At 43.4% G+C, this 19,794-nt stretch carries 15 protein-coding genes and 1 pseudogene; 8 read left to right on the forward strand and 8 right to left on the reverse strand.

The window, feature by feature from the left end; genetic code table 11:
• Positions 1–451: 451 nt before the first annotated feature.
• A complete protein-coding gene (locus HZC34_07165) occupies positions 452–655 on the forward strand; it encodes a hypothetical protein (protein MBI5701599.1) in 204 nt (67 codons plus the stop codon).
• Here the strand turns inward: HZC34_07165 and ychF are convergent.
• The 6 genes and pseudogenes from ychF to HZC34_07195 all read right to left on the reverse strand — a co-directional run bounded on the left by ychF (position 645) and on the right by HZC34_07195 (position 7,704).
• Entirely contained in the window at positions 645–1,730 is a 1,086-nt protein-coding gene (gene ychF, locus HZC34_07170; protein MBI5701600.1) for a redox-regulated ATPase YchF, read from the reverse strand. The two genes, HZC34_07165 and ychF, sit on opposite strands and share 11 nt — an antisense overlap.
• Before the next feature lie 12 nt (positions 1,731–1,742).
• Positions 1,743–3,974: an ATP-dependent helicase gene (locus HZC34_07175; GenBank protein ID MBI5701601.1), complete on the reverse strand. Its 2,232-nt coding sequence runs from the start codon at positions 3,972–3,974 to the stop codon at positions 1,743–1,745.
• A gap of 46 nt (positions 3,975–4,020) precedes the next feature.
• A complete protein-coding gene (nadC, locus tag HZC34_07180) occupies positions 4,021–4,860 on the reverse strand; it encodes a carboxylating nicotinate-nucleotide diphosphorylase (GenBank protein MBI5701602.1) in 840 nt (279 codons plus the stop codon).
• A 44-nt stretch (positions 4,861–4,904) separates the two neighbouring features.
• Complete coding sequence (locus tag HZC34_07185) at positions 4,905–5,720, reverse strand: phosphatidate cytidylyltransferase (protein ID MBI5701603.1); 816 nt, start codon at positions 5,718–5,720, stop codon at positions 4,905–4,907.
• Positions 5,717–7,102: pseudogene (locus tag HZC34_07190) on the reverse strand (isoprenyl transferase). The gene HZC34_07185 and the pseudogene HZC34_07190 overlap by 4 nt, the downstream one beginning before the upstream one ends.
• On the reverse strand, positions 6,997–7,704 hold the full coding sequence (locus HZC34_07195; protein MBI5701604.1) for a UMP kinase: 708 nt from the start codon (positions 7,702–7,704) through the stop codon (positions 6,997–6,999). Before HZC34_07195 ends, HZC34_07190 begins: the two are co-directional and overlap by 106 nt.
• Before the next feature lie 58 nt (positions 7,705–7,762).
• Between HZC34_07195 and HZC34_07200 the strand changes: the two genes are divergently transcribed.
• From HZC34_07200 to HZC34_07225, 6 genes are all read left to right on the forward strand, one after another.
• Positions 7,763–8,803 carry a PAS domain-containing protein gene (locus HZC34_07200; GenBank protein MBI5701605.1) on the forward strand — a complete coding sequence of 347 codons (1,041 nt, stop codon included), beginning with the start codon at positions 7,763–7,765 and terminating at the stop codon, positions 8,801–8,803.
• A 15-nt stretch (positions 8,804–8,818) separates the two neighbouring features.
• Positions 8,819–10,612 (forward strand): tRNA uridine-5-carboxymethylaminomethyl(34) synthesis enzyme MnmG, encoded by a 1,794-nt coding sequence (gene mnmG, locus HZC34_07205; GenBank protein MBI5701606.1) that lies wholly within the window; start codon positions 8,819–8,821, stop codon positions 10,610–10,612.
• Positions 10,613–10,615: 3 nt separating this feature from the next.
• Complete coding sequence (rfbC, locus tag HZC34_07210) at positions 10,616–11,173, forward strand: dTDP-4-dehydrorhamnose 3,5-epimerase (protein MBI5701607.1); 558 nt, start codon at positions 10,616–10,618, stop codon at positions 11,171–11,173.
• On the forward strand, positions 11,170–13,011 hold the full coding sequence (locus tag HZC34_07215) for an AsmA family protein (GenBank protein MBI5701608.1): 1,842 nt from the start codon (positions 11,170–11,172) through the stop codon (positions 13,009–13,011). The genes rfbC and HZC34_07215 overlap by 4 nt, the downstream gene beginning before the upstream one ends.
• 35 nt (positions 13,012–13,046) lie before the next feature.
• Positions 13,047–15,173 carry an HD domain-containing protein gene (locus HZC34_07220; protein ID MBI5701609.1) on the forward strand — a complete coding sequence of 709 codons (2,127 nt, stop codon included), beginning with the start codon at positions 13,047–13,049 and terminating at the stop codon, positions 15,171–15,173.
• A gap of 63 nt (positions 15,174–15,236) precedes the next feature.
• Positions 15,237–15,554, forward strand: coding sequence for a hypothetical protein (locus HZC34_07225; GenBank protein ID MBI5701610.1), 318 nt, complete (start codon positions 15,237–15,239; stop codon positions 15,552–15,554).
• Here HZC34_07225 and HZC34_07230 read toward each other — a convergent pair.
• Together HZC34_07230 and HZC34_07235 are read right to left on the reverse strand one after the other, a co-directional pair.
• Positions 15,541–18,129 (reverse strand): right-handed parallel beta-helix repeat-containing protein, encoded by a 2,589-nt coding sequence (locus HZC34_07230; GenBank protein ID MBI5701611.1) that lies wholly within the window; start codon positions 18,127–18,129, stop codon positions 15,541–15,543. The two genes, HZC34_07225 and HZC34_07230, sit on opposite strands and share 14 nt — an antisense overlap.
• A gap of 49 nt (positions 18,130–18,178) precedes the next feature.
• Positions 18,179–18,757 (reverse strand): hypothetical protein, encoded by a 579-nt coding sequence (locus HZC34_07235; protein MBI5701612.1) that lies wholly within the window; start codon positions 18,755–18,757, stop codon positions 18,179–18,181.
• Positions 18,758–18,925: 168 nt separating this feature from the next.
• Here HZC34_07235 and HZC34_07240 point away from each other — a divergent pair, with 168 nt between their 5' ends.
• Positions 18,926–19,441 (forward strand): orotate phosphoribosyltransferase, encoded by a 516-nt coding sequence (locus tag HZC34_07240; protein MBI5701613.1) that lies wholly within the window; start codon positions 18,926–18,928, stop codon positions 19,439–19,441.
• Positions 19,442–19,794: the final 353 nt, after the last annotated feature.

Raw genomic sequence — 19,794 nt, forward strand, 5'->3', positions numbered from 1 at the left:
TATTCGCTTTACAAGGCCTATAGAACAAAAAGACAGAGAAGTGGCAAGAAATCACCGGCAAACGAAGAGGAGGCTTATGATCAGGTTTTAGTTGATAAAACGATACCCGCTTTCGGTTAGGTTCTTAGATGATTTGACACGAAGAGTGCAAATTATAATGTTCATATCTTTTTTTTAGATATTGCATCTGTTGAGTTGGCCGTCAACAGGGTGAAATATAGGGTTGAATCAGGAGGCCATGATATTCCAGAAGAAACAATAAGGAGAAGATACCTTCGCTCCAGGCATAATTTTTGGTATACTTATAGGGACTTAGCGGATGGCTGGTACCTGTTTGATAATTCGCGCAAATTGGCGGAATTGGTTGCCAATAATATCGATAATAAATTATCGATTGTTAATCAGGAATATTTTAAATTTTTCAAAAGTTCTCTAACCGAGGAGAAATAATATGGCAACACATAATAAAACAGTTGATCTTGGGCAAATGGCTGAAAAAGCCCTGAATGAAGGAGTCAAAAAGGCCCTGTTAGAGCATAAAAGGCTTGGTGTTCCCGCTGTTTATATGCGAAACGGAAAGATCGTGTATCTTTTGCCATCAGGAAAAGTTGTATCAACCCCGCCCAAAACAAAAATGCCAAAGATTAAACGTTAAAGCGGATGATCACTATATCCCCATCCTGGAACTCGTAACTTTTGCCTTCGGTATGCAGTAACCCTCGATCGCGGCAGGCGGCAAAAGATCCACATTCAACCATATCCTTATAATGAATGATCTCGGCAGCAATAAAACCCTTTTCCATATCGGAATGGATCTTACCTGCAGCTTGCGGAGCCTTTGTTCCTCTAGTTATTGTCCAAGCTCGAGATTCTTTGTCCCCTGCCGTAAAGAAGGTAATTAAGTTTAGAAGCTCATATCCGGTATGGATCAATTTTTTAAGCGCTGATTCTTTAAATCCCATGCTTTCGATGAACGCTTGCGCTTCATCGGGCGGAAGCTCGGCTATCTCGGCTTCGAGCTTTGTCGAGATCGTTATGACCTTGGCGCCTTCTTTTTTAGCTATCTCCTCAATTACAGATACGCCCTGCATATCCCCTGTTTCGTCAATATTGGCTACATATAATATTGGCTTAATTGTTAGCAAAGATAGATCTTTAACCAAAAGCTTCTCATCATCGGAAAGGTTGATTTCTCTTGCAGGCGTCCCGGCAGAAAGGCCATTTTTCAGTTTTAAAAGAATTTCGGATTCTTTTGCGGCTGTTTTATCTTGAGATTTCATTCTAGGCTTTATTCCTGACATTTTCTTCTCTACCTGAGAGAGATCGGCTAATATTAATTCAAGATTGATAACTTCGATATCGCGTTTTGGATCGACATTCCCCGATACGTGTGTAATATTCGGGTCCTTGAAACATCTTACAACATGGGCAATGGCGTCGACTTCTCTTATATGTGAAAGGAATTTATTACCAAGGCCCTCTCCCTGTGCCGCGCCCTTCACAAGGCCTGCAATATCATAAAATTCGATGCAGGTCGGAATAGTTTTTTTTGAACTGAAAAGTTTTGTAAGATAATCCAGGCGATCGTCTGGAACTTCTACAACTCCGATATTTGGATCGATCGTACAAAAGGGATAATTTGAGACATTCGCTTTCGCCCTTGAGAGCGCATTGAATAGCGATGATTTGCCGACGTTTGGAAGACCGACAATCCCAATAGATAAAGCCATGTTAAGATTATATCATTTTTCCCAAAAGAATTTTTCTCGATTAACCGGTTTGGATGGTGCGGAGGGAGTATTATCGAACTCGAGGAAGTCGTCTTCATATAAATTGCCCGGCTTACTTCCCTCAAAAGTACTCATTGTCGGCATAGACCCCCTCTGTCCCTTCGGGACATCTCCCCCTTGATAAGGGAGAGAAAGAGAGGGGGTAAAAAAATCCCCATCGTCGTCGCCTTCTATCAGCCACTTTTCATATCTATTTTCCGATATTTCTTTGATGAACCGGCTTGCCTTCATTACGATCTCGCCTTCGTACGACCTATATATAATAGGATAGGACAAATATAATTGATCTTTACTTCGAGTAATCGCAACATAAAAAGCCCGTCTTTCTTCCTCAAGTTCTTTTGGATTCCCGAAAGTTAAATATGACGGGAATCTGCCGTCCGCGAGCCATATTACAAAAACAGCCTTCCATTCAAGCCCTTTCGCTTGATGGACGGTAGTTAAAACGACTGCTTCTTTTTCGCTTGTAGTTTTTGTTTCTGATATTTCTTCAGCCGCGACGCCACCAACCAAAGCAAGAGCAGAAAGAAATTCTTCGAGATTTTTATATGATGATGCGTAGTTGGCAAGTTCTTCAATTTCGTCAAGCCTCATCCCGGCATTAGGATAAGTCATTCTCAAATAGTCGGCATAGCCGCTGTCAACGATAGTTGAGAACATTACGGATGGAGTGTTTGTCATATTGGCCAATACTTTCAGCAAAGATTGGAATTTAGAGAAGGCATCTTTGGCTGATCCGGGAACCTGCGAGTAAACCTCGCGGTTCCCAATATTTTTGGAAACCGCGACGATACTGTCGCCGGTTTCCACATTTTTCATTAATCGTCTCATTGTTTCAATAATCTTCTCCGCGGTTTTTTGCCCTACTCCTGGAATTAATTTCAATATTCTCAGCCAAGAAATGCCGTCTTGCGCGTTATGGAAGATCTTCATGTAAGCAATAACATCTTTAATATGCGCTTCTTCAAAAAGCCTCATGCCAGATCTAACTTCATGCGGGATGCCGCGCCTTGTTAGCTCCATCTGAAGCTCTAAACAGTGATAATGCGATCGATATATAACAGCCATATCTGTAAATGACATGCCCTCATCATTTAGCTCAAGGATTCTTTGGGCGACAAAGTTTGCCTGCTCAAAAACATCCCTGAAAGATAGAAGCGCCGGCGGTTTTCCTTTCTTCCTGATCGCCTTTAGATTTTTTTCAAATCTCTCGACGGCATTCTTAATACTATCGTTTGCAAGGTCTAGTATTTCAGGGGTCGATCTATGGTTTGTTTCCAATTTGTATACCTTGCAATTTGGATATCTAACAGGGAAATCTATGATGTTTCTAAACTCGGCGCCCCTAAAAGAATAAATACTTTGCGAATCATCCCCGACAACCGTTAGGTTTTTGTGATAAGAAGCGAGAAGATCAATAATTTGCGCTTGGATCGTGTTCGTATCTTGATATTCATCAACTAAAATATGAAAGAATCTTTCGGAATATTCGCGCAACACATCGGGATTGTTCTGGAGCAATTCAAGCCATTTGCTTTGAAGGTCGTCAAAGTCCATCAAATTTTGTTCGCGTTTTTTTTGATCATATATTTGGAACACCAATTTGATCTCCGCTTGTAATTCGAACAAATGCGGATATTTTTTTTCTATGACTTCATTGAGCGGCAATAATGTATTTACGGCATAGCTTAATACATCTTGAAGAACATCGGCTTTCGGGAACCTGCGAGATTTCGTATCAACTTCGGAAGCTTTCAGCGATTTATCGAGAAGATATTTGGAATCCGCGCGGTCTAGGATCGTAAAATTCTGTTCGAAGCCGATCTTCTTCGCATGTTTTCGTAATATTAGATTCCCAATATGGTGAAAAGTTCCCGCGCATAAGCCTTTTAGGTCTCTGCGCAATAACCCTTCAACTCGGAAGATCATTTCCTTCGCCGCTTTGTTAGTGAATGTCACAAGAAGGATATTGCTTAGAGGAATTCCGGACTCGACAAGATACGCCACGCGATAGGTAATAGTCCTGGTTTTACCGGAACCGGCTCCTGCGATAATTAGTGCGGGGCCGTTTTCCGACTTAACAACAGGAAGCTGTTCGGCATTAAGCTCCTGATCATACTTAATTGTAAGCGATGGAGGCGCGCTTGTACCAAAAGATGGTTTTAATTTATATACTTTTTCCATGGGGACTAATTATAGCATTGCCGTCAAGGGTCGTGCGGATGAGCCGTTAAACAATCTTAAGGCTAATATCCAGCGCCTTCGGTGAATGCGTAAGCGCGCCGACAGAAATAAAATCGACACCTGTTTTTGCGATTGAGCGAACATTTTGAAGATTGACCCCGCCCGACGCCTCGGTCGCGATCTTTGCTTTTTTGCAAAGAACAACAGCTTGTTTTAAAATTTTCAAATTCATATTATCCAAAAGAATCCTATCTGCTCCGGCAGATATGGCTTCCTTAACTTCCGCGATATTTCCTGCTTCAATCTCAATTATTATTTTGCCCTGACCCTTGACCCTTGCCCCTTGTGCCTTCTTTATCGCCGCCGAAACTCCCCCAACAATTTTGATATGATTATCTTTTATTAGAATAGCATCATAAAGTCCCATCCGATGATTCTGCCCGCCGCCGGCGAGAACGGCGTATTTATCCGCTCCGCGCCAAAGAGGCATGGTTTTTCTGGTATCAAGAATTTTCGCCCTTTGCCCCTTGACCCTTGCTACATATTCGCCAGTCAGCGTCGCAATCCCTGAAAGCCTCTGTAAGAAGTTCAAAGCCAATCGCTCGCCGATCAAGATCGATCTTGCTGGCCCGGAAATCTCGGCAACTATTTGTCCCTTTTTTACTTTAGAACCATCTTTGATTTTATAAACAAATTTAACTTTTTTATCCAGAACATTGAAAACCATTTGTGCCAAAGGAAGGCCGGCTATTATTCCTGCCTCTTTTGCGATAATAACAGCTTTTGTTTTCCGATCTTTACCAATTATCGCATCGCTTGTAACATCGCCCGATCCAATATCCTCCGCCAACGCCATCTTGATTAGATTTTCGATCTGTTTTCCCATATAATTAATTCCTCAATTTGACATTTGTCATTTGAAATTTGTCATTATTTAAGTATTGTCCAAACTATATAATAATAGAGGATCGGAACGGTCAGAATAAATGAATCCATCCTATCTAAAATGCCGCCATGTCCAGGAAGAAGATTGCTCGCATCTTTGACCCCGGCATCGCGCTTTATGACCGACTCGACTAGGTCTGAAAGCTGCGCCACGATGCCGATTATCGAACCCATAATAAGCGCATGCGTCCCGTTGATCAACACAAAGCCCGAAAAAATATCTGCCGCGATCACGCATACAATAAATCCCGCGATCGCGCCTTCCCATGATTTATTGGGCGAGATAGATGGCGCTATCTTATGCTTGCCGAATTTTTTGCCCACAAGATAAGCAACAATGTCCATCGCCCAGATCGTAAACATCAAAAAGAATAAATATGCGCCGTGTTCAGTCAAATTCCTGATAAAAAGGAAATAGCTGAAAAACCATCCAATATAGATCATCCCCAACAAGGTAACGGCGACATCGACGATAGTGTCTTTTTCTCTTTTTAAAAATATTCCGGACATAAGCGCCAGCATTGCCGCTATAGTTAATATCGCCGAGTGTGCGGGCTCCCAGCTTTTGTTCAACGAATAATATGAGAAAACTATGAAGAAGATCGTCATGACGTTGCCGACCCAATAAGCCGGGTAATAGCCTTTCTTCATCATCAAATTATAAAATTCATTAACTGAAAAAATCGCCAAAACAAGCACCAAAGAAAGGAGATAAAGCCCGCCAAAATAAACACAAGCCCAAATAACAGGGGCGCCAAGAAGTATTGTCGTAAGCCTTGGTATCAGCCCTTTCGGGATCATTTTAGCTGCTCCGAAGTTTTGCCGTATCGCCGCTCGCGCTTGCAAAAAGATTCGATCGCTTTCATCAATTCAGCCCTTCTAAAATCCGGCCAGAAGACATCTGCAACATAAATTTCCGCATAAGCTATCTGCCAAAGCAAAAAATTAGATATCCTCATTTCCGACGCCGTCCGGATCAATAGATCGGGGTCAGGAATGCCTCTGGTATACAAATGATTTTGGATATCTTGTTCAGAAATCTTATCCCCGCGCTCTGTTTTCTGCTCTCTGCTTTCTGCTATCTCATTTACCGCGTCGACGATCTCCGCCCTTCCCCCATAATTCACCATGACATTCAAATTCAGCCCCGTATTCTTTGAAAGTTTTTCAACGGAGTTCTCGATCTTTTCCTGTAGTTTTGGATTGAAATCCATTAATCTCCCGAGGAACCGCAAGCGTACGTTGTTTTTATCTAATTCGTTCACTTCTCTCTCAAGCGTGTCGAAAAATAAATTCATTAGAAAAGAGACTTCATCTTGCGGCCTTTTCCAATTCTCGGTGGAAAACGCATAAACGGTCAAATATTTTATTCCGATCTCTCCGCATACTTTGACGATCTCTTTTAGCGCGTCGACGCCGACCTTGTGTCCTGCGATCCGTGGAAGCCCGCGCTTTTTAGCCCACCTGCCATTGCCGTCCATTATTATTGCAATATGCTGGGGGATTTCCATAAAAAGTTAGACTTCTAGTATCTCTTTTTCTTTTTGGGTCGAAAGCTTGTCGATTTCGGAGGTTTCGCGGTCTGTAACTTTTTGGAGTTCGGTTTCTTTCGCTTTTTGGATATCTTCAGTAATTTCTTTTTTGTCTTTTGCGGTTTTTAGCGCATCCATGGCATCGCGCCTGATATTTCTGATCGAAACTTTTGCTTCTTCATTTTCTTTTTTTATTATTTTGATCAGGTCCCGTCGGCGCTCTTCGGTAAGCTGTGGAAGCATAAGCCTTATCATGCCGCCTTCAACTTTCGGGTTGATGCCGAGATCGGATTTTAATATCGCTTTTTCGATGCCCTGCATCGCGCTTTTATCAAAAGGCTGGACCGCAAGCTGTCTTGGTTCTGGGACAGATATTGAAGCGATCTGTTTTAATGGGACCTGCGTCCCATAATATTCGACCAAAATATGGTCTATAAGCCCCGGCGCCGCTCGTCCGGTCCTTATCCCCGCAAGATTTTTTTTAAAAGCATCTATTGCTTTCTTCATTTTATTTTCGGCATCTTTTACTTGCACAATGTGCCCCCTTATTTTGAGACCAGAGTCCCGACTTTTTTCCCGACAGCGGCTTTGGAAACATTGCCTTTTTTCATAAGATCCAGGACTATTATCGGGATATTGTTGTCCATGCATAAAGACGCCGCGGTTGAGTCCATCACCTTAAGCCCTTTATTTAAAACATCCATATACGATATTTTTGAAAATTTCTTAGCCTCCGTATGGAGCATGGGATCTTTATCGTAAATGCCGTCGACTTTAGTGGCTTTGATAATTACGTCGGAATCAAGCTCGGCGGCCCTAAGCGCCGCGGTCGTATCCGTTGAAAAATAAGGATTGCCCGTCCCCGCGGCTAAAATTACGACCCTTCCCTTTTCCATGTGCCGCAGAGCTCTTCTTCTGATAAATGGCTCGGCGATCTGTCTCATTTCGATCGCGGTCATGACTCTAGCATATACGCCTATGCGCTCAAGCGCATCCTGCATTGCAAGGGCATTAATTACTGTTGCAAGCATTCCCATGTAATCGCCTGTGGCGCGGTCCATGCCGGAAGCCGATCCTGTAAGCCCCCTGAAAATATTCCCTCCGCCGACAACGATCGCTATTTGTATGTTATGGCGCCTGACTTTTTCGATCTCATGCGCAATGTTTTCCAACGTTTCATGGTCCAGGCCGTATTTTAATTTACCGCCAAAAATTTCGCCGGAAAGCTTGAGGAGAATTCTTTTGTATTTCATCAAAATATTATTATATCATAGTTGCCAAACGGCTGGAAGTGCATTATAATTTATTAAAATGTCAATGTTTTTCTCATATTTTGAGCTTGCAGCCGCCCTATTCATCCTGCTGACCTCATTTAACATGTATTCCAGGCACTATGAGAACAGATCAGCAAGATTTTTTGCGCGTTTTGCGCTTGTGGCATTTTTATCAGCATTGTTTGAATATTCGTTAAGGATCGCCTTCACGCTCGACCTGGCGCGCGATATTAATCGGATATGCGGCGTTCTGCTGGCATTAACTTTCGCCATGTTCCTCCATTTTGTCCTAGTCTTTACAAAGAAGGATGGTTTTTTAAACAAAAAGGTCAATTTTATTTTATTTTATTTGCCCGTGATCATTGTCAGCGCGGTATTTATATTCACGAATTGGATGTATTCATATTATGAGATAACGCATATTGGGATCGTAAGCCAGCCGTCATTTGCGTATCTTATTTTTGCCGCACAGACAATAATATATTTGAGCATAGGTATTGTCCTTCTTTTTGCCTATTCAAGGAAAGCCCCCCAAAAGACAGTAAGGAACCAAGCCCTAATAATCGCTATCGGATCCCTTGTCCCAACCGCGATCGGAGTAACGACAGACCAGTTATTGCCGGTTTTTATGGGCGCCAGGCTGTTTTGGCCGACCGTAGTTTTCGACCTGGCATTGATGAATATTTTCATATATTTTGCAATGCGGCAATACAGCCTATTTGCAATATCCCCAAGCCTTGCGGCGGATATAATAATCGAGACCATGCCTGATTCGCTTATTGTAACAGACCTTGATGGAACGGTAATACTCGTAAACGACGAAGCGCATAAATTCTTCCATGCGCCAAAAGAAGATATCCTGGGCAAGCCCATCTTCAAGCTTTTCGTTGACAGGGCAAAATACGATCAGTTATACAAAGAGGTTGTTAATAAAAACCTGGAAATTGAGAGATATCAAGTTGACTTGTGCGACCCGCTCGGAGAATGTATTCCTTCGTTAATAAATGCCAACAAGATCCATGATGCTATCGGCGAAACCCTCGGAGTGGTTTACATAATCCGTGACAAGCGAGGATAGCTACCGGTTCCATTTATGACAAATCCTAACATTTACCCCAAAAAATACGATGTGATAGTTATTGGCGCTGGGCATGCAGGGATCGAGGCCGCGCTTGCTTCCGCTCGCCTCGGATGCCAAACGCTATTGCTTTCAATTAATCTAGACACGATCGCCTACATGTCCTGCAACCCGGCGATCGGTGGGCCAGCCAAAAGCCAATTAGTGCGCGAAATAGATGCGCTTGGCGGGCAAATGGGAATAACAACCGACCTTACCTATCTTCAAATGAAGACTTTGAATACAAATAAAGGCCCCGCCGTTCACGCCCTCCGCGCCCAATCCGACCGCGAAGATTACCATCGATTAATGAAGAAAATACTTGAAGAGCAGCAAAATCTCGATTTGAAGCAGGAGATAGTAGCCGAAATCCTCACAACGCCTGACGATTCACCCGACGCTTCCTCCAAACGCATTACAGGCGTCCTCTCCAAACTAGGCACAATCTATGAAAGCAAAACAGTGATCATCACTACGGGAACTTTTCTAAACGGACTCATCCACATCGGAATGGAACACATGGAAGCCGGCCGTGCGGGAGAATTGCCCTCAAAAGGGCTATCTGAAAGCTTGCAGAAAATTGGGCTTACGCTGGGACGATTGAAAACAGGAACCTCGGCAAGATTGAACAAAAAAAGCATCGATTTTTCAAAAATGACCATCCAACCCGGCGACGAACCGCCAAAGATGTTCTCTTTCGTATGGGAATATTTACAATACGGGCTAACAGCTCAACAGGCCAACAGCCCAACATGCCTGCCCCAAGCCCCCTGCCATTTGACTTGGACAAACGAGAAGACGCACGAAATAATTAGAGCAAATCTTGATCGATCGCCGCTTTATCAAGGAAAGATCAAAGGCATCGGGCCGCGCTATTGCCCTTCGATCGAAGATAAAGTCATAAGATTTCCCGAAAAAACTTCTCATCAATGTTTTATCGAACCCACCGGAAGAGATACTTTGGAAATGTACGCTCAAGGCTTAAGCACAAGCCTTCCGGCTGATGTTCAATTACAAATGTTAAGAACGATGGTTGGACTAGAAAATGTCGAGATGCTGCGACCAGGATATGCCGTTGAATATGATTATGTGCCGCCATCGCAATTAAAATATTCGCTTGAAACAAAAGTTGTTTCCGGATTATTTTGTGCCGGGCAAATAAACGGGACCTCCGGATATGAAGAGGCGGCCGCTCAAGGAATAATAGCCGGTATAAATGCGGCACAATTAGTAAAGAACAAAGAATCGCTCATCATTCGCAGGGACGAAGGCTATATTGGAACGCTTATTGATGATCTGATAACAAAAGACATAGAAGAACCCTATCGAATGCTGACGTCCAGGTCCGAATACAGATTATTGCTTCGGCAAGACAACGCTGACCTTCGTTTAACAGAAAAGGGGCACGACGTAGGCTTGATCTCGAAAGAAAGATTTGATGCTTTCCAAAAAAAGAAAGAAGCGATCAAGCAAGTGGATGCGATTTCACCTGAAGTTGCAGAGCAGATAGAAATATCGAAGAAATATGAAGGATATATCTCAAGACAAATAAAACAAGTCGAGAAATTCAAGAAACTGGACGATTGGCAGATCCCTGATTGGGTGGATTACAGTTCAATAAATACGTTATCCACGGAATCAAGACAAAAACTCGATAAGCATAGGCCCCAATCCCTCGGGCAAGCATCAAGGATCGCCGGCGTATCTCCCGCGGATGTTTCAGTCCTGATGATTCACATTGAAGCGCGGAGGCGCGCCGTGCTAAAATAGGGCATGAAATTCAAATTTACAGAATCGCCCCTTTCCGGATTATTGATAATTGAGCCCAAAGCCTTCGAAGACAGCCGCGGATTTTTCATGGAATACTACAATAAGGACGAATACGCAAAATGCGGATTTACGGACCTATTTGTCCAGGACAACCACTCAAGCTCGAAAAAAGGCGTTGTGCGGGGGCTTCATTATCAAATACCGCCGACTCCCATGGGCAAGCTTGTGAAAGCCGTAAAGGGCAGTATTTTTGATGTCGGCGTCGATATCAGGAAAAGCTCAAAGACTTTTGGAAAGTGGTACGGTGAGATATTGTCCGAAGAAAATAAAAAGATGCTCTATTTCCCGCCGGGTTTCGCCCATGGCTTTATCGCCCTCGAAGACGATACGGAAGTAATTTATAAATGCACCGGCATGTATAGCGCAAAAGACGAGCGCGCGATCCTTTGGAACGATCCGGACATTGGCATCAAGTGGCCGACGGACCTTGTGTCGGAGATGATCGTATCGGATCGGGACAAGCTCCACCCGAGCTTGAAGGACGCGGAAATTTTCGAATGAGAAATTTCGCCAAATGGACATTGATCTTAATTGGCGCGGGTATCGGCCTTATGATCGCTGCCTCGATTCTTCTTTATTTTTTTCTTCCGATAAATAAAATAAAAGATTACGCCGCAAAAAGGTTGTCCGAACAGATCCATCATGAAGTAACGATCAAAAGCGCTTCGTTTAATTTATTTTCGGGAATAAAACTTAAAGGCGTGACAATAGCGAATGCTCCGGGATTTTCAAAAGACCATATGGTGTCAGCTGACGTCTTGGAGCTAAAATATGCGTTCCTGCCTCTGCTGCAGAGAAAAATAGTGATCCCCGAGATCAATTTTGTAAGGCCTAGGATATCGGTCGAAAAAAATCAGAACGGTGAATTTAATTTCAGCGATATTTTCGCCGAGCCAAAAACAAAAAAAATAAAGCCCTATAAAAGGGCAAACCCTGCAAATCCGGGTGCGATCGACCTTTTGGTCAATAATTTCAAGATATCCGACGGCGAACTCGTTTACATCGATCATTTCACGGGAAAAAGCGGGCTAAAGAACGTCAATGTTTCAATTTCGAATATAACGCTTTTCGCGTTAAAGCCGATAGAGATCAAAGCCGCGGCAGCAGGCTCATATCTTGGGAAGACTATCCCGTTATCTTTTGCGACAAATATTGGCATAGATATTAGCGGCGACAAAGGTGAAATAAAAAATTCGGTATTATCGATCGCGGGTGATACTTTGGCTTTTTCAGGCGAACTTAAAGGCTTAAAAACCAACCCTAATATTTCGTTGTCGCTGTCATCGAACAAAATCGAGCTCGACCATCTTTTAGCGATCTTCGCGGCAGGAGCTCCGGATCCCGGATCAAAGAAAAAAAGCCCCCAAGGCGCGCTCACGAAATCCCTAAAGAAATCCTTTTCCTGGATCCCGTCAAATCTCACGGTTTCAGCCAATTTCGACCTTAAAAATGTCACGCTCAAAACATTAAAACTCGATAGGCTGGCATTTTCCGCCAATTTGAAACATCGCACGCTTAACATGGATATAAAGGATTTTTCGGCCTACAAAGGGAAGCTCTTTGCAAAAGGCATCACGTTTGACCTCCCAAATCTTTCGTATTCGCTTGGCAAGCTCGAACTGCACGGGTTTTCGTCGACCCCGTTCTTGAACGATATGATCGATTCGTTCCTGCCGACAATGATCGACATGAAGAACAATATCGAAGGGGCGCTCAACATTTCGATGTCTCTCAAAGGCGCAGGCATTGAAATGCCCGACGCGTTTACTAACTTAAAAGCGTCTGGGGTCATCCTTCTTTCAAAAGGCAGGATACATAGGATCAAGTCGTTTGCGAGCATCGGCGAACAATACGGCGTAAATATGTTAAAGCACGATATGGCGGTAAGCGGCCTTCGGGTTAACGCGTCGGTTGCAAACAAAATAATGCGGATTGAAAAGCTTCAGCTTCAAGATACCGATGTCCAGGTGAATTTTTCTGGAGATCTTGATTTCAACAAGATGGAATATAGGAAGGGCAACAGATTGAACCTAAAATTTAATCCGGCCATCGCTCAAAACCTTCCAAAAGAATTCTCTCTTTTTAAAGATGAAAAAGGCTTGCTCTCCGTGGATTTCGAAATGCAAGGGTCTCTTTTTAAGCCATTCCCGTCCCCTCTTTTCCAAAAACCGCTTGAAGCCATAGTAGGGAAATTCAAAGTGAAGATAAACGCGAAAAAAGTTGAGATAGAAACTAAGGCCCAGCAAGCGATCGATGAACAGAAAAAAAAGCTGGAAGAAGACAAAAAAAGGCTTGAAGAAGAGGCAAAAAAGAAAGTAAAAGAAATTTTCAAGTTCTAACTGAAATTTTTGCGATCTCTGGCAGATAATACTGCATGGCTATGCCAATAGTTCGCTCCGGTGCTGCATCGGGGCAAAAAAGTTATCCAATAATATTGAGGCCGCCTGACATTCGCGTGCAAGCCCTCGGCTTAACTCCAAGGCAGGCGGATTTTCTTGGGAGCGTATTCCCATATTTAACAAACCCGCCTCAATTAGGCATCTTTGCTTCGTTTGATGCGGTCTGCCGCCGCCTTGCATCATCTGATCCTAACCCAAATTTGGCGCTTGTCGTGAGGGCTCAAGAATACGCATGGAATGCGCACAGTGGCAAATTTAGAAAATCCGGGGAACCCTTTGCCGCGCATCCTGCTGCAGTTGCCGAAATTTTGGCATACGAGTTAGGAGTTAAAGACCCTGAAATAATATCAGGGGGGCTGCTTCATGACGTGGTCGAAGATACGAAAATTACAATCCAGGAAATAAAAGCCGCTTTCGGCAAAAGAGTGGCAAGGTTGGTTGATGCTGTTACAAAAATTGATTCATTTGAATCTGCGGAGGTCGAGCGCGCGCAAGTCGAAACATATCAGAAAATCTTGCTTGGCATGAAAAGGGATATAGCGGTTATCCTGATAAAATTAGCTGACCGCCTCCATAATATGCGCACATTAATACATCTTAGCCCTAACGCAAGGAAAAGGATGGCAAAGGAAACACTAGATATTTATGTGCCGCTTGCAAATGCATTAGGGCTTGGATTGGAAAAAAGAGAACTTGAAGATCTGTCTTTCCAATATCTAATGCCTGATGAATTTAAAAGAACAAAATTTGGGATCGATAAGTTAAGAGCTGAAAACAAAAAATTATTTGCGCCGGCGCTCGCAACAATACAGGATGCATTAAAAAGTTTTGGGGCAGAAATCGGTCTCTCTCCAAGAACTTATTATGAGCACTATAATATTTCTTTTAAGCGCGGCGAAAATCCGGGAGAAGCTTTTGATGCACAATCAATATCGATAACAGTCCCAACTGAACAAGATTGCTATGCGATCCTTCCCATTATTTATGGATTATATCGGCCCATTGAGGGAAGCATAAAGAACTATATCGCGAATCCCAAGCCAAACACGTACCAAGGGATACATGTATGGCTTGCAGTTTCAGGCGCAGGGGTGCTAAGGGTCCAGATCAGGACGCCTGAAATGAACGATACAGCCGATCGAGGATTCTTAACTGTTTCGTCAGAAGATTGGTGGAAGCTTCAACCGACGTTTTTCAATCAATTATTACACATTTTGAATGAAAGAGGGCTCGATGTTAAAAAAATCATTAATGGAATCGGACAGGTTTCTTTTCGCATTAAAGTTTATACCCCGAGGATGAAGAGGCTCGAGCTTCCGTATGGCTCAACTGTGCTTGATTTTGCCTTCAGCGTGCATGGGGATATAGGGCTTTCCGCAATAAGCGCCAGAATAAATGGCGTAGACCGGCCGTTAGCTTGTCAACTCAAAGAAGGAGATGTTGTCAGAATTATCAAGGGTGCCGCGGATCCAACGCCTGAATGGTTCAGGTGGACGGCCTTGTCAGAAAGCCACAGGAAGCTTCGCTCATATTTTTCCAACCTCTTGGCTTTTAATAAGGCCCACGCGCGAAAACTGGCGGTTAAGGCGCTAAATGATATGCTTAAAGAAAAAGGGCTTCATCTGACGGCTGCGGGAATAATGAAAGACATTCCTTTAAGGAAAGCCTTATTTTCGGAATTAACAAATTCATTTAAAGATTTAGAAATAGCCAAACTTAATGACCTGTTTACCGCCATACTGCTTGGAAAACTTTCTCCGCTCGACGTCGCGCTCAAAATTGAAGAGTTATTCGCAAGATATATCCAAAAATTAAAAGCGAAAAAGAGAAAGCCGCTTGCATTAAAAATAACATTCAATTTCGCGGATAGGATAGGCCTCTATAGCGATATCTCGAAAGAAATAGGCGATGTTGGGATAAATATTGAAGCAAATAGCGCCAGATCTGTTAGAGGCAGGGGAAGAGGGACCGTAACAGTTTATGTTTACGCAGCTTTCCAGCAAAGACAATTATTTGATATCTTTTCGGGTTATACAAGAGGAGGGGGCGATCGGTTTAATATCAGAAAGGTTAGAGAAAATAAACCGCAAACCCCCAGTTAGCTCAATAAATTAACACAAGTTCCACAGCCCTCATTTCGATAGTACTTATAGAGGTGAGCTTCGATGGAAGCTATAAGATCGCTAATTACCGCAATGTTCATAATAGTGCTTTTTTCATGCTCTTATGCAACAATTAGAAGCTCTGTCGGCATAAAGGAGTTATATTCTGCGCCATCCTCGCAATCAAAACTTGTCTATCAAATCCCCATGGAAGTAAAGCTCCTGGATGTTTCAGAAGATACCAATTGGTATAAAGTATCAATAAAATTCAACATAGGACCGATGGAATTCAGGTATTCAGGCTGGACTAATATTCCCATAGGCACGATCCTGGCTGAAAGGGCCGAAAAAAATAAATTGGCCGCGCTTATTTCAAAATAATAAACTTTCCGCGTGAAATCGCGCGGTTTTCTTGGATTATTTGATACATATATGTTCCGTTTTCCAAATACCGCCCATAGTTGCTTCTGCCGTCCCAAGAGACCGAATTCATTCCGCCGAGGGCGCCATTTGAGCCGGATGCAAATTCCTTTTTACAAACCGCATTCCCCGCGAGATCGAATATGTAGAGCGCGGTGTTCTTTTGCGAATTAAGCCAGTACCAGAAATATGCGGCTCCGTCTTTTTCCGGGCTATACGGGCTTGGGCCAAAAATATATTGCGCGGCTTGCGCCGGAGAGAACGGGGTAAAAACGGTCAAATGAGTTGAATCAAAAGTAATTGAAGTATCGGTCGTTGATTTTTGCGTGATCCCGCTTTGGCTCCATTGGCTTCCTGTCCAATAATAAACTTTTGGAGATTTAACTCCGCTATATAATGGAAAAGTGATAGTTAGCGGCTTAACAAATACAGCAACATTTGAAGTGAGCGAAATAATCCTGCCTGCTTGCCACATTGATGCTGGCGGATCGCCTGGAAGGGTTGCAAGCTCGGAGATAGTGATAGTTACTTCATCTGATGCCGCCCCGTTCGGGACAGAAACAGTCACCCCAAGCGAGCTGTCAGAAAACTCGGATGTCCCGTTGTATGTCAATATTGTAAAACTGCTGGCCTTTGAGCCGCACGCCGCCCTTATAGTTCTCGTCCCGCCTTTTGACAGGATAATTTCCCCCGCCCAGATGCCATCATCGGTAAACTGTGATGCATCGATTGATTCCGGAGTTATTGTCCCAAGGTCTACTGATAACAAGGTAATATTATTTACTTCCGTCGTGATCGTGCCATCAGCTTTGCGGGCTTCGAATGTGGCAATAAACGGCAATTTTGCATCGGCAGACGCAGGGGCAATAAATGTAAAATTCTCCAATGCCTGCGGGCCGATCGTTGCGACAGTCGTTGCAAGGACAACATCTTTTTTGAATGCACTGTTCTTTGACGCGGCGGAGATGAAAATATTCTTTGTGATATTTTGCGTTACTTTTGCGCTGATCTCCATTCTCAATAGGGTCGATTTCGATGTCCCAAGTACCGCTGTGGAATAGCCGTCGCGAGTCGCCTGCGAAGTAATATTTGTTCCTTCAGAAGTCGCGTTATAATAATTAACTTCCCAGCTTGGATCCCCGGATGTCCCGGTAAATAGGAACGATTCGCCGGTTGAGCCGGTATTTGTCGCCCTTATAAAAAATGTTGCTTTTCTCCCTGCAATATCTGACTTCGACTTTGTTTGCATAAATCCTGAAGTATTGATGACGTTTGACCCTATATAATCAGATCCTGACGAAACAAGCCCGATTTCCAAATCCGGCCTGTACTCGACCGTAAGGGATTGGGGGCCCGCATTGCCTGCAAACTGCGAAGTGTTCAAGCTTGTATCGGTTTGGGCCGCGGTTATTCTTAAACCGCCTAAATTACTTGGGGCATACGCGGACCATTGCCCCAGGCTATCCGCCTCGGTTGAAGCGACCAAATATTTTCCTTCGCCCGCGGAATCGGCTTCGGGCGTTTCAACGCGAAATACGTCGATATAGGAATTAGCGTTTGACGTCCCCGAAATAAAAGTCCTGTTTGACTGGGAATATGCTTCCGATGTTAAAATGACCGGCGGCTGAACATTTTGGTTTGATGCGTTTGAAAGCTTGATGCCATCCCCATAATTTGAAAAAAACCTGTTCCTTGCGATCTTGTTGTATCGCGTAAGGGTCCCATCCAAAAATATACCGCCGGGAAAATTCACATTGCCGTTATTCGCAATAATATTCGATTCGACAGTTTGGCTATATGTCTCGTTCTCAAAAAATATGCCGTAATTGGCATTGCCCAATGCGGTTGAATCAGAAGTCCCCGTCCCTACCCTGTTCCCGATTATTTGGTTCGAGTTCGAGCTGTTCAAGTGTATTCCGTGCCTTCCGTTGCCGGATATAATATTTGACTCAAGGCTTGCCGCCCCGCCAATAATATTATAATTTCCGCCCTGAACATATATTCCGTCTAATATATTGGGCTTCGAGGTCTCTCCAGTTATTGACGCGCCGATAAAGCAATTTTTGACCCGATTATAATTGCTGAAATTTATCATGATCCCATAATTCAGGGAATTGTTGATCGCAAGGCCTTCAACTGTACAATAATTAACGGATTGGATCTTTATGATAGCTTCCAGGCTAGTTGTTGTTCCCTTTGTAAGCTCGATCTCGGGGCCATAAGGATTTGTATTCCCTTCATTTGATGTTTGGCTGCTGCCGTTAATATAGATCCCGTTGTGCAGCAATATTAATGGCTCTGTTAACGCGATCCTCCAGAAAGAAGCCTGCGCTTCGGTTGTAAACCCTGCTTCGCTTGATGGAATATTAAAAGCTACTTCAACCGTGCCAAATTCGGTATTCGCATTATTTATCGCCCATGGAAGGGATCCCGGGGCCAAAACAGATGAGGAGCAATTTGTAACTGTGTAGGTAACAGCAAAAGATGGGCAAATAAGCACAAGAAAAAGGAGAAAGCTCAGGGTTGCTTTTTTCATTCACTGGTATTATAAGGCGAGCCTATTAAAGAGTCAAAGCAAGAATATATTAATTAGCTTCAAGGGTTAGCAATTTACCTGTCTGCGTCCATGTGCCCGAATTTCCGGCCTCGAATGTTACAGGCAATGAAGTTGCGATGGCTGTTGGGTCTCCGGAAGATGGGCCTTGCCCGGATAAATAATATGTCCTTGCTTCTAATGTAGTAAATGTAAAAGCAAAAGTTGTTACTGCTCCCCAAGAGCCCGACTCAGAAGACACTGGGGAGACCCCGGGTGCCGGAACTGTAGAATATATTCCGATAAGATATGTGCCTGCAACAGAAGTTCCTTTCTTTAAAGTACCTGACACAGAATACAAAATCGTTGTTGATGTTGTCGAGGTGCTTGTAGATGTGGTGGTAGTCGTCGTAGTCGTTGTTGTTGTCGTCGTAGTCGTTGTTGTTGTCGTCGTAGTCGTTGTTGTTGTCGTCGTAGTCGTTGCTGAACCTGCTAAAGTTGTAGTGGTTGTTGAAGTTGTGGTTGTTGTGTCCGTAGTATAATCTACGTTCACTCCCCCGCACCCGAAAAGCCCAGCGATCCCGGAAAACAACACGAGAACCAATACGATCAACATTATTAAGTTTTTCATCTTTGCCCCACTATTTCTTTATTATTACCAAATAATTTTTGTTTGTCAAGTAAAATTTTGTTAAAAGCTTGCCGCTTCCAGGGTTATCTTCTTTCCGGTCTGCGTCCATGTGCCCGAATTTCCTGCTTCTCCTTGCTCCTCCCTCCCAATCCCTGTTATAATGGACCCATGCGCGAGGAACTAAAGAAACTATTATTTGAAGTTGAAGCGGTAAAAACCGGCGAATTCACGCTATCTTCAGGCAAGAAAAGCAACATATATATTGACTGCAGGAAGATCACCCTTCATCCAAAAGGCGCGAGATTGATAGCAAAGATAATACTTGAAAAGATCAAAGGCTTGAAAGTAGACGCGATCGGCGGCCTAACCTTGGGAGCCGACCCGATCACTTCATCGGTCGTAGCTCTAAGCGATATTCCAGGATTTATTGTAAGGAAAAAAGAAAAAGAGCACGGCACAAAAAAAAGAGTGGAAGGCATAATTGCCCCTAATTATAATGTTGTTATAGTCGAAGATGTTGCAACGACGGGAGGCTCCGCGCTTGAGGCGATAAAAGCCGTAAAAGAGCTTGGGGTAAAAGTCATTAAAGTAATTTCTGTCGTCGACCGCGAAGAAGGCTCCACGGAAGCGCTAAAAGATTACGATTTTGACCCGATATTCAAAATATCTGATCTTCTATCCTAGAAACGTGCTTTCCCCTGTTTGCATGGGACCGAACAAGAAAAAGCTTTTATCGTAAAGTAGTCGAATTGCCTTTTTAAACAACCTCAAATATATCTTGACTTTCTTGGACGAGAATGCTATTGTATGTCTACTAAGAAGGACAATATTGAGACCGGTTAAGAAGTGAATATTTTCCGAAGGGATTTTTAAAACGATCGATTTTTTGAGTAGTTTCGATAACGGTAGAATCAGCTCCGCCCAAGCAATCTTTGAGAAAGCCCTTTTCTTGGGCATAGAGGACGATTTTATGGAAAGCTTTGTCGAATAAGCCTTTTTCAACCAGCATATTTCTGAAGACCACAATGGTAGAGCGA

This window comes from Candidatus Saganbacteria bacterium, from assembly GCA_016223245.1.
In the GTDB taxonomy this organism is placed as follows: domain Bacteria; phylum Margulisbacteria; class WOR-1; order XYC2-FULL-46-14; family XYC2-FULL-37-10; genus JACRPL01.